Source organism: Paenibacillus sp. TC-CSREp1 (genome assembly GCF_050171015.1).
GTDB classification, from domain to species: domain Bacteria; phylum Bacillota; class Bacilli; order Paenibacillales; family Paenibacillaceae; genus Paenibacillus; species Paenibacillus silvae.
On sequence record NZ_JBNOKM010000010.1, the window covers coordinates 309,118 to 325,126 of the forward strand.

A 16,009-nucleotide genomic window follows, 5' to 3' on the forward strand; every position below is an offset into this window, starting at 1 on the left:
TTGTTCGTGAAGGGGAATCCCTTTCGAGCAAGCCTTTTTGCTGTTTACTTTTATGGCCTATTTATTGAACCGATGTTGCTGGAGGAGCGCTCTCTGTTGTTGGAATCGGTGTAGTCTCTGGCTTGCTCTCCGGCGTTTCAGCTTCCTTAGCGGCTTCCTCCGCGGATGGCAGCTGTGGTTGCTCTGGCTGCTGTGCAGCCATCAATTCAGCGACGATGCGATCTGTCGGCTGTGTAATTAACGCATACATGATCGCAGCATGTTCCTGGCGAATGAGAGGTTTGCGTGACAGGAAGTCCGCTGAACCATCCTCCAGGATTTTAACCTCAGGGCCGTAGATGCCCAGCTTCACCATCATTTGCACCGCAGGCACAGCCCAAGCATCGGTATGGCCTGCAAGCTTAACGTCCTTGAACAGTTCGCTTGCATACTGCAGCTGCCAAGCTCGCCATAACATCACCGCCGCTTCCTGCCGAACGATAGCTTGATCCGGTTTGAACTGTTTCTCATCTGCGCCCGTAATCAGACCCATTTCATAACCAAGCTGGATATAGCCAGCCGCCGTATGATCTGCCCAGTCGGTATCCGAGGGCGGTGTTGTTTTGCTTGGTTTGAGCCCGCTTAATTTCAGAATATCCTTGATAAATTCAGCTCGGGTTACTGCTGTTTTGGGCTTGAAAGACTGGTTAGCTTCATTCTCCAGATATCCAAGAGATTGCAAACCATGGATGGCTTGAGCATAAGGACTGTTGTTCGGAACATCCCGGAAGCCAGCAGCGTTTTGTCCTTTTTTAGCATACCCGAATGGGTTGAGATAAGGCTCTCTCATATAAGTGGTTCCGTCTTCGTATGTTTTGAATGCCGTGAACTGTCCGGTTAATTCATCTTTGAACAGATTGTCTTCCAGTTGAATCAGCTTACGTTCGCCAATGAACGGATCACTAATGCTGAGCGCACTGGACGTTTCGCCGCCAGCTTGCAGCTTGCTGATGATTGTGCTGATCCGAAGGTCAGCGTACAAACCGTCAAAACGCCGAAGCTCTTCCGCAGATTGCGGTGTGTATTCCTTGAATTGTACTGGTTTAGCGTATTGCGGATAGAAATGCTGAATAAAGGCCGTGTAAAGCATACTTCGAATAGCCCCGTTCTGATTATACGTCAGGAAGACCCCTGTGTTCTGCTCGGGAATAAAGAAGAGATAAGAGCTGTAACCTGTCAGGTCGCCTGCTTTGGTAATCACTTTGGAGCTGCTTCCTGCTCCTGCGATCTGGAATGGTGCTTCAAAACCATAAGTTGTATCCGGCATAAGCGGATGAATGGAGGAACGATACTGCTCCATGCTTTTCACAGTAGCAGGTTTCAAAATCTGTTGATTATCCTTCTTGCCTTCATTCAGAAAGGTGATCATAAACTTGCCGATGTCATCTGCGGTAGACAGCATGCCGCCTTGAGGCATCGGATTTGGATCAAGGAAGTACAGGTCAACCGGCTTGTGTGCTGCATCATAACCGGTAGCAAGCTTTTTCTTGAACGTATCATTCAGCAAAAAGCTGCTGCTTGTCATCCCTAACGGTTGGAAGATATGCTCTTGCATGTATGTTTCAAACCGCTCGCCGCTGACATTTTCCACTATCAACCCAAGCAGCAAAAACGAGAAGTTATCATACATGTAGGCGCTACCAGGCTTTCGTACAACAGGAGGCATGTGCTGCTTGGCATAGTCCTCCATCGTTATGTACTTGTCAGGGTCTGTGTGGATGTCTTCCAGCTGTGGATCACGAATCTCAAATCCGGTCGTATGTGTCAGCAGGTGTTCTACGGTTACAGGAGTGTTAAATGGATTCTCGAATTGCAAACCTTTCACATAGGTCTGAAAATCGGCCTTCAGGTCCACCTTGCCTTGCTCCACAAGCTGCATGACTGCAGCGGCTGTAAAGGTTTTGGAGACAGAGGCGACACGAAAAGCGGTGTTCTTTGGATCGACAGGTGTTTTTTGCTCCAGATCGGCATAGCCGTATCCTTTTTCGGTCAGCACTTGACCATCCTTTACCACAACAACTGAAGCACCAACATAGTGGGGTTTGGTTTCAGGCGATGCGAAGAATTCATCCAGAAAAGCGGTGGCAGACTCGGTATTTAGCGTTACCGGCTTAGCATTGTCAGCTGCTGATGAAGAGGCCTCTGCTTGCACTTGGGGTACCAAGAGGCTTAGGGACAGAACTGCCGCCAACATTGCGCTGGTCAGGGTAGTCCAGGTGGAACGGGTAGTACGATTTCGATAAAATAAATTCACGTCATCACTCCTTTAGTTATTTTTACCAAAGCAGGCTGTTCACTGTGTATTACTGGTTCTGGGCGCGATAGGTTTCACGAAAATAAACGCCGATGTTAATCATCCAGATGACAGCCAGCAGCACGATTGGGAAAGCGGTAAAGGTAAAGAGTACAGAATATAACACCAATGCAGCCATTCCAATGCCCAGAAGCAGGTTCATCATCTGAAACGAACGATAGGCTGCGCGATAGACAATCCACTTTTCACCTTCATCCAGCTTTTTAAAATGATTTTTTTTCATATTTAATGAATCCAAATCCAGGGCACGCTCAGGGAAATATCGATTATACCGCTTGATTGTGAGGTTCTGCAGAACAACGACGACTATGATCGAGATACATGCGGCAACAAGATTCCCGAGAATAAATAGATTTGGAGATTCAGCAGCGTGGCTGTTTGCCTCGTATAAAGACAAGGCCAAGGCAACCCATGCACATGCTGTAATGACCCCGAAGCTGCTAAGCATTAAGGCTCTTCCCAGCGAACGTTCCGCAGGGGAACTCACGGAGGTACTATCATCTTTAAAATCTGCATCCGGTTCCTCGGGGCGGAAGGATGGTGTGCGAGCCAGACTAATGCTGTTCCAGATCACCGTTACGAGGAACATCAGAGCAACAAGCAGGAATAGCAAGTCATAGTCATAATAAATGGACGGAGTCCAGTTCAGGTCGGAAGGCAATTTTCTAAACAAAGCTGCGGTCATAAAACCGACAACGGCACCACCGGCCGCGTATAGCGGAAGGCGCATTCGTCGTTTTTTGGAGGATGCGGCATTAGCTGCTTGATTCATGAGTAATTCCACCTTTCAACTCGAATATTTTTTCAACAGACTCACCGAAAACATGAGCTATTTTCAAAGCAAGAACGACCGAGGGAGAATAATCTCCGCGTTCAATCAGAGCAATCGTTTGACGGGATGCACCGATGAGCTTTGCGAGTTCAGCCTGGGAGAGACGGTCTCTCGCCCGGAATTCCCGAACATGATTATGTAATTCCTCCACACACTCACCTCCATGGTTATAATGTATATGATTATTTTCAAAATGTAAACTATAATATACAAAATGATAATGATAATTTACGAGATTTATGATTGTGTATAGCTGGATTAAGCATAAAAAAGGAGCCTTAAAAAGGCTCCAGTAAACGATATAATGTGTTTTGGTGGCATACATACAAAAGGGAAATTCTGTAAAATCGGAATTTCGCTTTTTTTCAGTATTTTTCTACTTTGCAGTTAATGAAGCTGGGGCAGAGGTTAATTCGATATCTTGCCATTTACCGTCAATTTGTGCTCTAAACTTTGCATGAACTACTAAAGAATACGTCCCAGTAGTTTTTAACTCCAGAACATTCTGTGGCGAAGATACATTCTCACCACCGTCATAGCTATAGCTGCCACCCGAATTGATTGATGTGCTAATTCCAATACCATTTACTATCGAATTTTCTGTTTCATGATCTATAGCTTTCCCTTTTTCATCCAAAAGAGTATAGGTAAACATATTTACTCCATGCTCCAATTGGATCGTATCTGTACCTTTATTCCGTAAGACGGCCTCTACGGTAAACGGTTCATTGATTTTCACTTCAGTTGGTGCATCTACATTGAGAAGGAAAAGCGGATTATTATTTGCTTCGTTGAATGAACATCCTGAAATAACGAATAAAAGCAAAGGGGCGATGAACTTAAGCATACCTGCAGTTTTCATCATTAGTAGCCTCCGATTGATTTAGTTGATATATGTTTGACGCAGTATTCTGTAGTGTTGTTTCAATAAGATATCGTAGACCTTCGATTTTTCTGTTCATTTCTAACTGACGGTAGAGGGGAGAGTGCGGAAAAATCCAATTGATACATTTTTTAACTAAAAACGGCTAGAGCAGGCCTATTCTCCAAAATTGTACAATCAAAAGAAGCCTTTCCTAGGTAAAATGGAAGTGTCGAGCAACCATTTCTAGTGAGGGCTTCTTTTGTATATTCAATATATCATGGATGTATCGTTGTTAACTTTTTTACCGATGTATGTTTTTAAGGACGTTTGAGGCAGCCTCTTCAAATGATCTATTTGCTTGTGTTTCTCGTTTGCTGTTCTCGTTAGGCATATCTTGAGGATTACGAAATTCTGGTAAATACAATCGGATTGGCATTTGCTTCAGGCACCAACGGAGCGGATACCGAGGCAGCTGGTAAGGGCTGATCCTCGCTTACTTCAAATGTAAAATCCATATCCAAGCCAAACAGGACCAGTGAGACAGAGAACGTATGCTTGCCAACATACTGCATAGGCATGTCGATGTTGTTGAATCTCGTTTGCAGCCCCTGATCTGTCTCATGCACAAGCAGTTCCCCATAACCAAGGTGTTGGTAAATTCCGGTATAAGTAGAGGCTGGGGCATCCAGGGGAAGCGGCGCAGAGGTCTTCTCAGGTTTTGTTTTTTCCTCTGCCTGTGCTTCTCCATTGGCTAGTGTCTCTTCAAGTTGCTTCTGTGCTGGCTGCTCTGCTTCCTGTTCTCCCTGTCCCATGAGTTTCAAAAGGGTGGAGGTCCAGTCCTTAGGCTCCAATCCGAGAACACAGTCCATAATATAAAAGGCAACCGTATAAGGGATAACACTTCCATTGGTGTTGCTTAAAACAACGATTCCGATCTGTTCATCCGGCAAAAAGGCAACTTGTGAAGCGAAACCGTCGATAGCTCCGCCATGGTGAATCATGGCGTGTCCTCGGTAAGGCTCTATCATCCACCCGAGGCCGTATGTGCTGACAGGCAGTTCTTTGCTGTGAAATGGAGAATCAGAAACCATCTGAGGCCGGTGAATTTCGGCCATCTGTTCTGTGGAAACGAGAGCTTTGTCCTGCCATTTGCCATGCTGTATCTGGAGCTGAAGCCATGCAGTCATATCCTTCAGGTTGCTGTTGATTGAGCCAGCAGGGCCAATTGTATCAATGATACGAAAAGGTATGCTCACGTTCTGTCCTTCCTGCTCCATGTAAGGCAGGGCGTAGTCCGCTTGCTCCTGCATTTCTTGGACCGTAAAAAGACTGGAGTTCATACCCAGCGGGGATAACAATTGATCTTGAACAACCTGCTCCCATGAAGTTCCCTTGAGGTGACCGATGAGATAACCGGCAGTCATGTACATCAGGTTTTGATACTGCCATTTACTGCGGAAGTTCTGGTTCGGTTCAAGGTAGCGCAGGCTGTGCACCAGTTCTTCTCTGGAGCGAGGGGAATTGTACCAGACCATTTCATGCCTTGGCAGACCTGAACGGTGACATAACATATCCCTCATAGTAAGGCGGTCTGTAGCAACCGGATCGAACATCTGGAAATCCTGCAAATAGCTTTTGACTGGTTGATCCCAATCGAGCAGTCCCTCATCTACAAGCTGTGCCGCTGCTGTTGCGGTGAATGCTTTGGTGCTGGAGCCAATGGCAAACAGGGTGTCAGATGTAACCTTCAGTTTTTTTTCCAGATCACGGTAACCATATCCTTTGGACCAGATGACTTGATCCTTGTGAATGACAGCAACTGCTGTACCAACTCCCTTCCATTGTTCAAGTTGATTGGTGACAAAGTTGTCTAATCCTTCAAGTTTATTTTGAAGTGGTGTTGCTGTGGCTGTGGTTTCAGTCGTAGTTTTAATTGTCATTTCCATCCTCCATTCTGAGAACCTGTGGCATCGATTATGACTTCATTCATTATCCCTGTTTTGGATAAAATTCTCATCCTTCCCAAGACGGATTTGCTTCTCAGCCTTGGGGTTTTCACAGTTTCGGGCATTGCTTGTCAAACTAGTCCGCATATATCGAACAAGTCCCTCATAACATGTACTAATCAAGTAGGGGTTCTGCTGTATGCACAATCCTGAAGTGAAAACATGTGCTAAAGGGGATGATGTCATGCGCCGAATATCATGGATGCTTGCCATGGTATTGGTCTTATCGGCCTTACTTGCCGCCTGCGGGAAGAAGGATGCGGCAGCTGTGGTCAAAGATCTGAACGAAGTCGTTGGAGAGATGGAAAGTTACCAGGGAGCAGGTGTCATGACACTGCATACTGGAGAAACACCGCAGCAGTATAAGGTCGAGGTGTGGCATCAGAAGCCTTCCTATTATCGTATTGCACTGACAAATGCCAAGAAAGACGTTACACAGATTGTGCTTCGTAATGATGAAGGCGTGTTTGTACTGACACCGAGTCAGAATAAAAGCTTCCGCTTCCAAAGCGATTGGCCGGATAATCAGGGTCAGGTTTACTTGTATGAAACGTTAATTCGAAGCATTACCGGAGATAAAACTCGGCAGTTTGCGGATGAAAAAGAGAGCTATGTATTTGATGTTGCTGCCAACTACAATACACATGCACTGGTCAGACAGAAAATCTGGCTGAATAAAAGCGATTACGCTCCGAAACAGGTGGAGGTGTCCGACTCCAACGCTAATGTCGTTGTGGACGTGAAGTTTGACAGCTTCAAATTTGGAGCTGATTTTGGCAAAGATGCTTTTGACATGCAGCGGAATATGACGGCTGCAACGGAAGAGGGAAATAAAACAGGAGCCGGAACTGGCACAGATGCAGGTGTAGCTCCTGCAGAGAAGACCGATGATGCAGGCGCACAACAGCCTGCGAATCCTCAGACGCCGGATGCCGACGGAGCTGTTACTGACGGACAGTCAGGTGTAAGCGATGGAACGAAGCCACCAGGAACTGAAAATCATGAAGGATCAGCAGGGGCAACCAGTGAGCAGGGAAGCGAAGAGCCTACCTCAGCTGCTCCGAAAGAATCAGACAGCTTTGGCGTCATTCAACCGACTTATGCACCCGAAGGAGTCAAGCTGAAGGATGATCAGATTTTGGAGGAAGCCGGGGATTATTCCGTCCTGCTTCGCTACGAGGGCACATATAACTACACGATATTTGAAGCAAGACCTCAGGATCGTGCGGTGTCTCTTGCTCCTTCACGTCTGGTTGATCTCGGATTCACCGCAGGTATGATTAGCGGGGATGCTTTACAGACGCTGACATGGACCGTAGATGGTGTGGAATACCGGATTACCAGCGCGGATTTGCCTGAGAATGAGATGGTGCGTATCGCGACCTCCATGCAGGAAGAGTCAGGCAAATAAAAAGGACACGCATAGCTGTCTTGTCGTAAGGAATGCTATAGAGCATCGGAGACGTCGTTTCTCTGGTGCTCTATTTCGTTTCAACGATGCTCTGTTCCGTTTTAGTAAGTACAGAAGATGCTGGCAGCTTCAGTTCAAAATAAACAAAATACGCTTCTATGCGGACTGAAGCGGGTAATATGTCGATGTAAGCAGAATATATTTGAGGTGACTCTATATGCGGGTATGCCATCAGGTTATATTGCTTATTGCTCTTCTTCTGTGCTTGATTAGGGTCACAAGCAGGCTCCGGCAGCATAGATTCACAGCTGTGAAATTTCTGTTCATTTGACAGTCACATGCTGTAGCATTACGATGGAGTCTGACGTGAGCCGGATTAAGAAGATTAGAGAAGGTGACTTAACGTGCAAGGACAATATCGGCCGACCCAGGTGGAGATTAATTTGGATCATCTGCGAAGCAACGTAACAGCTTTCCGTGAGGCTTTGCCTCAGAGGACAAAATTTCTCGCCTGTGTTAAAGCCAACGCATATGGGCATGGCGCGGTGGAGATGGCCCGAGAACTGGAACGACTGGGTGTGGATTATTTAAGCGTGGCCTTTCTTGACGAAGCGCTTGAACTGCGTCTGCACGGTATTACAAGTCCGATTCTGGTATTGGGGTATACGCCGCCTGAAGGTGTTGCTGCAGCATGGCAGCATAATGTGACCATCACATTGTTTAGCAGAGATGTGCTAGAGGCAATCAGACAACAGGATGCCAGCTGCTTTGCCAATAAGCTGAAAGTGCATATCAAAATTGACAGCGGTATGGGCAGACTGGGGCTGCTGCCTGGACATGAGGCTATTGAATTTATTCAGGAAGTGTCCTCCATGGAGCAGGTTATGCTTGAAGGCATGTTCACGCACTATGCCAAAGCAGATGAACAAGACAAGACCTATACACTGGAGCAGTATCAACGGTTTCAGAGCGTTGCACAGACGCTTAGGGATCAGGGATGTGTCATCCCGATTATACATACGGCGAACAGTGCCGCTGCCATTGATACACCTGAATTATCGTATGATATGGTGCGTGTGGGCATCAGCCTGTATGGGCTGTACCCTTCCACTGAGGTGAATCATCAGGCAGTGAAGCTGCTCCCGGTATTGACACTGAAGACCAAAGCGGTTCTGGTCAAAACACTGCCCCCTCATTGGGGAATCAGTTATGGAACCCGTTATTTTACGCAGGGAAATGAACGAATAGCGACCTTGCCTATCGGTTATGCAGATGGATTCTCAAGAATGCTGACGGGCAAAGCACAAGTCCTTGTGCGTGGCCGCCGTGTTCCTGTTGTCGGTACAATCTGCATGGACCAGTGTATGGTGTCGCTACAATCTTTCGCACAGGAAGCGGAAGAAATTCAAGCCGGCGAAGAGGTTGTTCTCATCGGTCACCAGTTGGATGGAGTCATTACCGCCAGCGAGGTGGCAGACCAGATAGGTACGATTGACTATGAAGTGATCTGCATGATGGCCCATCGCATTCCACGGGTCTATATCCGTGATGGTGAGGTAGTCGCCAGAATGAATCCGCTTTTGACAATCTGATTCGCTAATTGGACACGATTACCGGTAAACTTTTTTTCAGAACAGAAGGAAAACTGTCGCCGCATCGCGAAATATGTACGATATGTCGGAATGAAATCCTGAAATGCGATGTTTGGTCTGTACGAATAATGTTTCCCGTGTTTATAATGGAGTACAGCATACTTGATATACGCGGGGCATATATATTCCTTTGTATAAAAGTTCTGGAAAAGCGTAATACTGGTTCACAATGGCGAAAGGTTTGTGGGGGTGGAAGAAAGGTGGCCAACTTGCAGAACACCAAGCGGATTATGATCAGTTTGCCTGATTATCTTTTGCAGGAAGTGGATGGCATCGTAGCGCTGGAGAATTCCAACCGCAGCGAATTGATTAGGCAAGCGATGAAGCTGTACTTGACGGAGCGGAAGAAACGTTATATCCGTGAATCAATGCAGCGTGGGTACATGGAGATGGCGAAGATTAATCTGACCATGGCATCCGAAGCCTTTCACGCGGAGGAAGATGCGGACAGCACTCTGGACCGCTTAGTTAGCGGGGTGTAGACAGTGATCGTAAAACGTGGTGACGTTTTTTTTGCGGATCTTTCTCCCGTTGTCGGTTCCGAGCAAGGTGGAGTCAGGCCGGTTCTGGTGATCCAGAACGATATCGGCAACCGGTTCAGTCCAACATGTATCGTGGCGGCTATTACCGCTCAGATTCAGAAGGCAAAGCTGCCGACGCATGTCGAGATTGATGCGGCTGCTCATGGCTTTGACCGGGACTCGGTGATTTTGCTCGAACAGATTCGGACGATTGATAAGCAGAGGCTGACTGACAAAATTACGCATTTGGATGAAGAGACCATGAAACTGGTCAACGAAGCGTTGCAGATCAGCTTGGGCTTAATTGATTTCTAGGTCGATAACATAGCGCTGTATGCGTTTTGTCGCCTGTTCGTTGACAACGGATGTTCCTGCGAAGGAACACACAATTTCAGAATGTAACCAAGAGAGCGTATGATACCTTTGATAGGTGTTGTGCGCTCTTTTGGTTACGGCGAGATGAAATGTTTGAAAGCGTAGAACATTGAGAAGCTTTTCGTTATAATGAAACCTGAGAAACCGTTTACCCGAAAGACCTATATAGATAGATGGAGGAGACATATGAGCATTTACATCAATCAAGAGAAACTTCAGTTCCACTTACAGACCCGCGAGGCGAGTTACGTACTTCAAGTGCTGCCTTCGGGATATCTGGTGCATTTGTATTATGGCAAAAAATTGCGTGATACCGACCTGAGCTGGCTTCATGTACGGACCGAAAGAGCGTCCTTCAGCCCGAACCCGGTGCCTGAGGATCGCACGATCTCGTTCGACACCCTGCCAGTGGAGCTACCCGTCTATGGTACGAGTGATTTCCGCAATCCGGCAGTTCAACTGGAGCTGGAGAATGGCTCATCGGTATCCGAATTTACGTATAAAGGCCACCGAGTGGTTAAGGGGAAAGAAGGGTTAGCGGGACTGCCTGCAACGTATGTTGAATCCGAGGATGAAGCAGACACATTGGTTATCGAGATGCAGGACAAGGTGTCAGGCGTTAAAATTGAACTGATGTATACTGCATTTACTGCTTTTAATGCCATTACACGCTCTATGCGTATCGTAAATGAGAGCGCTAACGTTGTGAATGTGCTTCGGGCTCTCAGCTCTTCAGTAGATCTGCCGCATGCGGATTATGAGCTGCTGCAGCTCTCGGGTGCATGGACCCGTGAACGTGATATCGTTCGCCGTCCGCTCGCTTCCGGTTTGCAGGGCATTGAGAGCCGTCGTGGCGCCAGCAGCCATCAGCAGAATCCGTTTATCGCCCTGATGACACCGGGAACGGACGAAGATCATGGTGAAGTATACGGCTTCAGTCTGGTATACAGCGGAAGCTTTACCGCACAGGCAGAAGTGGACCAGTTCTTTACAACGCGTGTATCCGTCGGTATCAATCCGTTTGAGTTCAGCTGGAAGCTTGAGCCGCAGGAATCGTTCCAGACCCCGGAGACGGTGATGGTTTATTCTGCAGCAGGTCTGGATGGCATGTCCCAATCCTACCACGAGCTGTACCGGGAACGTCTGGCACGCGGTAAATTCCGCAATGCAGAGCGTCCAGTGCTGGTGAATAACTGGGAAGCGACGTATTTTAATTTCAATGCGGACAAAATCGAGCAGATTGCACGCGCCGGTCAACAGCTCGGCATAGAATTGTTCGTGCTGGACGATGGCTGGTTTGGTCACCGGGACAGTGATAACTCGTCGTTAGGGGACTGGATTGTAGACAAGAACAAGCTTCCACAAGGGCTGGATGACCTCGCTAACCGTGTAACAGGTCTTGATATGCAATTTGGTCTGTGGTTCGAGCCAGAGATGATCTCGCCGGACAGTGAGCTGTATCGTGCACATCCCGACTGGTGTCTGCATGTGCCGGATCGCCGCCGTACCGAAGGAAGACAGCAGCTTGTGCTGGACTTCTCCCGCCAGGATGTGCGTGACGAAATTGTGCGCATGCTGTCTGATGTTCTGGGGTCTGCACCCATTACTTATGTGAAATGGGACATGAACCGGAGCATGACAGAGGTGGGCTCTGCCTTGCTCCCGGCTGACAGACAGCGTGAAACAGCTCATCGCTACATGCTCGGTCTGTATGAAGTGATGGAGCGTATCGTTACAGCCTTCCCGAATATTTTGTTCGAAAGCTGCTCCGGCGGTGGTGGGCGTTTTGACCCGGGTATGCTGTATTACATGCCTCAAGCATGGACCAGCGATAACACGGATGCAATTTCCCGTTTGCGGATTCAATATGGGACAAGTCTGGTATATCCTGTAAGCTCGATGGGATCACATATTTCAGCTGTGCCTAACCATCAGGTGAACCGCATCACGTCTTTGGAGATTCGCGGCCATGTCGCTATGTCGGGCAACTTCGGGTATGAGCTGGATCTGACAAAGTTCACAGAAGAAGAAAATGCCATTGTGAAGGCGCAGGTTGAGCTGTACAAGGAGATTCGCAGCACCGTGCAATATGGTAAGTTCCGCCGTCTGCTTAGCCCATTTGAAGGCAACGAGACAGCCTGGATGTTCATTGCACCGGACGGCAGTGAAGTGATTGTATTCTACTTCCGTGTTCTCTCTGAACCGAATGCACCGCTTCAGCGTCTGAAGTTGAAAGGACTCGATCCAGATGCTGACTATCGTCTGAAAGGCGGATCAGAGACATTTACTGGTGATGCCTTGATGTATGGCGGTATCGCTGTGGGTAGCGAGTCGGGAGATTATTTGAGCGAAATGTTCCGATTTGAACGTGTGTAAATAAGTTGAACTAGAGATTTTACACGAGTTTACTCCGATGACAGAATAACCTGGAGAGTAGCGGTTATCCCCATATTTTTTGAATTCCCTTTTCAAAAGGGGAGAATCCGGAGATAAGCATATGCTTCCGATGTAGCTTTCTTGCAGAAAGCTTTCAGGCGAACGCTTCGCTCTTCCAGTTTTTTTTCTAATGAAGAAGACCCGAGGATGTCATTATGGCATTCCCGGTCTTTTTTTCGTTCAACGGGGAAGGATGTTGAGGAGTATAACAACGTAATAGGATGCATGCCTGCGGAAGGATAGAAAATTCAACGTGATTTTGTGATAATATAGGGTAGAGTGTGAACTAAGCCGCATGAGCTTGGAGATGTAACTAATACTGTTATTACAGCAGCAGAGCTGCCCTGAAATGAGAAGCATGAAGTATTCAGGAAGGAAAGAGGGATTTATTTGTCTGATCAGGAAACGGTTCTGGGACCCAATGAAGAAGCATTAAAGGCGGAACGCCAAGAACGAATTATCAAACAGGTAGCCAAGGAACTGTCACTGTCTTTGAAGCAGGTTCGAACGACATCGGAGCTGCTGGACGAAGGCAATACCATTCCGTTTATCGCGCGTTACCGTAAAGAAATGACTGGAGAACTGGATGAGAACCAGCTGCGCCAGATCGAAGAGAGACTCGTGTATCTTCGTAATCTGGAGGACCGCAAGCTGGAGGTCATTCGTATCATAGACGAGCAGGGCAAGCTGACGAAAGAACTGGCGAAATCCATTACGCAGGCTGTAAAGCTGCAGGAAGTGGAGGATCTGTACCGTCCGTATCGTCAGAAACGGAAAACTCGTGCCAGTGTGGCCAAAGAAAAAGGTCTGGAGCCGCTTGCGGTGTGGATCTGGGGACAGCCTAAGCAGGGAGATGTTCTTCTAGAGGCTGCACGTTACATCAATGCAGAACTGGGTGTTGACGATGCAGAGTCTGCCTTGCAAGGAGCCAAGGACATTCTCGCCGAGAACATTGCCGATGATGCAGCTATTCGTGCCTGGATTCGCAGATACACGCTGGATCATGGTCAACTCACTTCAGAGGCTAAAGATACCGAGCAGGAGTCAGTATACGAGAATTATTACAGCTATCGTGAATTAGCGAAAAAAATGCCGCCGCACCGGATTCTGGCAATTAACCGCGGAGAACGCGAAGGCATTCTCAAGGTTGGGCTTGATGTTCCTTCTGAGCCGGCTCACCGTCATATGGAAGGCCAGATTATCCGCGGAGCTTCTGCGGTACAGGACATTTTGCGAGCTGTGATTGAGGATGCATACAAACGGTTGATTGCACCGTCCATTGAGCGTGAAGTGCGCGCGGAGCTTACGGAAAAAGGGGAGAATCAGGCGATTTCGGTATTCTCCGCAAATCTGCGTAATCTGCTGTTACAGCCACCAATTCATGGAAAACGCGTACTTGGTGTCGATCCCGCGTATCGTACAGGCTGTAAACTGGCGGTTGTAGACGATACAGGCAAACTGCTGGAAGTCGCGGTAACTTATCCAACACCTCCGCATAACAAGAAACGGGAAGCGGCAGAAGTATTCCACCGAATGATCAAGCAGTACGATATCGGATTGATTGTTATCGGTAACGGTACCGGGTCACGTGAGACCGAGCAGTTTGTTGCCGAGATTATTCAGGAGAATGGCGACGAGAGCCTGGTTTACCTGATTGTAAACGAGGCTGGTGCCAGTGTGTACTCCGCCTCCAAGCTGGCACAGGAGGAGTTCCCTGATCTGGACGTGGCTGAACGCAGTGCCGCATCTATTGCACGCCGGGTGCAGGACCCGCTGGCTGAGCTGGTGAAAATTGATCCAAAAGCAATCGGTGTAGGGCAGTATCAGCATGACGTATCCCAGAAGGTTCTGGAAGAGAGCCTGAAGGCTGTTGTGGAATCCGCAGTTAACCATGTCGGCGTGGATGTGAACACGGCCTCACCGTCCTTGCTGTCTTATGTAGCCGGAGTCAATGCAACCATTGCCAAAAACATCGTTAAATATCGTGAAGAGAATGGACGCTTCACAAACCGTCGCCAGCTGCAGAAGGTCCCTCGTCTTGGTGCCAAAACGTATGAGCAGTGCGTTGGCTTCATGCGCATCTCGGAAGGGGAAAACCCGCTGGATCGCACGCCAATTCACCCTGAGTCATATAAGGTTGTAGACCAGCTGTTCAAGGAGCTTCAGATCGAGCTGGACAAGCTTGGAAGCAAAGAGTTATCTGTGCTGCTGTCTGAACAGCAGACAGAGCAGTTGGCTGTGAAGCTCAATGTAGGTGTGCCTACACTGCGCGACATTCTGGACAGCTTGCAGCGTCCTGGGCGCGATCCGCGTGAAGAAATGCCGCTGCCAATCTTCCGTACGGACGTGTTGAAAATCGAAGATCTGGTGGAAGGTATGGAGCTGCAGGGTACCGTGCGCAACGTAATTGACTTCGGTGCCTTCGTAGATATCGGGATCAAGAGCGACGGGCTGGTCCATATATCTCAACTGAGTAACGGATATGTAAAACATCCGATGGATGTTGTATCTGTTGGCGATAATGTAACAGTCTGGGTTCTGAATGTGGATACGAAAAAAGGCCGTGTAGGCCTGACCATGAAAAAACCTGCTTCTGCTAAGTAATTTTTTGGATGGAAAATAAGGCGTATTCCGATGCATAAGCTTGAATGAGCGGACACCAAGCAATGATGTAAGCAGGTAATGCGTTGTGCGAGCACGGAATGGGGGAAAGATATGGCTCTATGAGGTGTGCGCATGACGTAAGTAAAGAGTGATATGGATGCGATGTGTGGGCACGGAGTAGGGCAAATATATGGTTCTATGCGCTGTGTGCATGGCGTAAAGTAAAAATGTGATAGATGCGTGGGTAGATGTAGAGTTTACTAAGCATGTCTAGCATGCCGTATTGTGAACGTATGAAAGGGCACAGCCTTCCCGATTCGGGAAGGCTGTTTGCGCTTAAGTATTCGCATTCGTCATGCTCTGATATGGAATGGATGATTTTGTTGGACATGGCATGGTATGGAGGAGACGCTCAAGCTTTGAGGTGAGGCGCTAGGCAAGATGACGCAGAGAATAAGACCAACTCGAATTGAAAAACCAAGCTAATGCAGAAATCATCAGGAGGTGGGCCAACTTTTTAGGCCAGCTTAAATTTCATTTTCCACGCTGCGCTGTGAACCGTTCGCAGGTTTGCTGCGATAGAAATACCAACATTCGTTCAGCAGCTTGATCTGGCGACTATCCTTTTTGTGAAACGCTCGCATAAGCTGGTTGCAGAGCCATTGAGGCAAAGGAATCTCCTCCTTTTGCATAATTCATCTGTACGTTAGCATATGTAGCAATAGCCTGGACTGTGCGAGATTACTCAAGGTCAACTGAAAATGAAAAGGTCGCCGCATAAGATGAATCATTTGGAAGGGACATTACTTTCAAATTCTAACGATCTCCAGAAACGCTATTTGGCTGATATTAGACGCTTTTGTTTTCTAACGATCTCAGTGGACCTATGTCAAGAAAGTAGACACTTACGCTACGGATTTGTCCGTAAATTTCTTTGCAAAACGAGCAGGGGAA

The 16,009-nt window shown here is 47.7% G+C and carries 12 protein-coding genes; 6 read left to right on the forward strand and 6 right to left on the reverse strand.

What is annotated here, in order from left to right; genetic code table 11:
- Positions 1-61: 61 nt before the first annotated feature.
- The 5 genes from ACQSGY_RS17560 to ACQSGY_RS17580 all read right to left on the reverse strand — a co-directional run bounded on the left by ACQSGY_RS17560 (position 62) and on the right by ACQSGY_RS17580 (position 5,990).
- Positions 62-2,293 carry a serine hydrolase gene (locus tag ACQSGY_RS17560; protein WP_427179426.1) on the reverse strand — a complete coding sequence of 744 codons (2,232 nt, stop codon included), beginning with the start codon at positions 2,291-2,293 and terminating at the stop codon, positions 62-64.
- A gap of 49 nt (positions 2,294-2,342) precedes the next feature.
- Positions 2,343-3,125 carry a DUF3169 family protein gene (locus ACQSGY_RS17565; protein ID WP_427179427.1) on the reverse strand — a complete coding sequence of 261 codons (783 nt, stop codon included), beginning with the start codon at positions 3,123-3,125 and terminating at the stop codon, positions 2,343-2,345.
- Complete coding sequence (locus ACQSGY_RS17570; RefSeq protein WP_111270466.1) at positions 3,109-3,336, reverse strand: helix-turn-helix transcriptional regulator; 228 nt, start codon at positions 3,334-3,336, stop codon at positions 3,109-3,111. The genes ACQSGY_RS17565 and ACQSGY_RS17570 overlap by 17 nt, the downstream gene beginning before the upstream one ends.
- Positions 3,337-3,561: 225 nt before the next feature.
- Complete coding sequence (locus tag ACQSGY_RS17575; protein ID WP_427179429.1) at positions 3,562-4,050, reverse strand: hypothetical protein; 489 nt, start codon at positions 4,048-4,050, stop codon at positions 3,562-3,564.
- A gap of 401 nt (positions 4,051-4,451) precedes the next feature.
- Positions 4,452-5,990, reverse strand: a complete 1,539-nt coding sequence (locus ACQSGY_RS17580; protein WP_427179431.1) for a serine hydrolase — start codon at positions 5,988-5,990, stop codon at positions 4,452-4,454.
- 250 nt (positions 5,991-6,240) lie between these two features.
- On the opposite strand from ACQSGY_RS17580, the gene ACQSGY_RS17585 reads away from it, so the two are divergent.
- The 6 genes from ACQSGY_RS17585 to ACQSGY_RS17610 all read left to right on the forward strand — a co-directional run bounded on the left by ACQSGY_RS17585 (position 6,241) and on the right by ACQSGY_RS17610 (position 15,055).
- A complete protein-coding gene (locus tag ACQSGY_RS17585; RefSeq protein ID WP_427179433.1) occupies positions 6,241-7,467 on the forward strand; it encodes a DUF4367 domain-containing protein in 1,227 nt (408 codons plus the stop codon).
- A 404-nt stretch (positions 7,468-7,871) separates the two neighbouring features.
- Positions 7,872-9,059 (forward strand): alanine racemase, encoded by a 1,188-nt coding sequence (alr, locus tag ACQSGY_RS17590; RefSeq protein ID WP_427179435.1) that lies wholly within the window; start codon positions 7,872-7,874, stop codon positions 9,057-9,059.
- A gap of 260 nt (positions 9,060-9,319) precedes the next feature.
- Positions 9,320-9,601, forward strand: coding sequence for a CopG family ribbon-helix-helix protein (locus ACQSGY_RS17595; RefSeq protein WP_024630715.1), 282 nt, complete (start codon positions 9,320-9,322; stop codon positions 9,599-9,601).
- A 3-nt stretch (positions 9,602-9,604) separates the two neighbouring features.
- Positions 9,605-9,955 carry a type II toxin-antitoxin system PemK/MazF family toxin gene (locus ACQSGY_RS17600; RefSeq protein WP_024630714.1) on the forward strand — a complete coding sequence of 117 codons (351 nt, stop codon included), beginning with the start codon at positions 9,605-9,607 and terminating at the stop codon, positions 9,953-9,955.
- Between the two features lie 246 nt (positions 9,956-10,201).
- A complete protein-coding gene (locus ACQSGY_RS17605; protein ID WP_427179437.1) occupies positions 10,202-12,391 on the forward strand; it encodes an alpha-galactosidase in 2,190 nt (729 codons plus the stop codon).
- 450 nt (positions 12,392-12,841) lie between these two features.
- Positions 12,842-15,055 carry a Tex family protein gene (locus ACQSGY_RS17610; protein WP_427179439.1) on the forward strand — a complete coding sequence of 738 codons (2,214 nt, stop codon included), beginning with the start codon at positions 12,842-12,844 and terminating at the stop codon, positions 15,053-15,055.
- Between the two features lie 527 nt (positions 15,056-15,582).
- Here the strand turns inward: ACQSGY_RS17610 and cmpA are convergent.
- Complete coding sequence (gene cmpA, locus ACQSGY_RS17615; RefSeq protein ID WP_111270471.1) at positions 15,583-15,726, reverse strand: cortex morphogenetic protein CmpA; 144 nt, start codon at positions 15,724-15,726, stop codon at positions 15,583-15,585.
- Between the last annotated feature and the right edge of the window lie 283 nt (positions 15,727-16,009).

Bases quoted from the DNA above. Each gene is read 5' to 3' on its own strand.
- ACQSGY_RS17565 (WP_427179427.1), bottom strand. From the start codon at position 3,125: ATGAATCAAGCAGCTAATGCCGCATCCTCCAAAAAACGACGAATGCGC.
- ACQSGY_RS17575 (WP_427179429.1), bottom strand. From the start codon at position 4,050: ATGATGAAAACTGCAGGTATGCTTAAGTTCATCGCCCCTTTGCTTTTA.
- ACQSGY_RS17580 (WP_427179431.1), bottom strand. From the start codon at position 5,990: ATGACAATTAAAACTACGACTGAAACCACAGCCACAGCAACACCACTT.
- ACQSGY_RS17585 (WP_427179433.1), top strand. From the start codon at position 6,241: ATGCGCCGAATATCATGGATGCTTGCCATGGTATTGGTCTTATCGGCC.
- ACQSGY_RS17605 (WP_427179437.1), top strand. From the start codon at position 10,202: ATGAGCATTTACATCAATCAAGAGAAACTTCAGTTCCACTTACAGACC.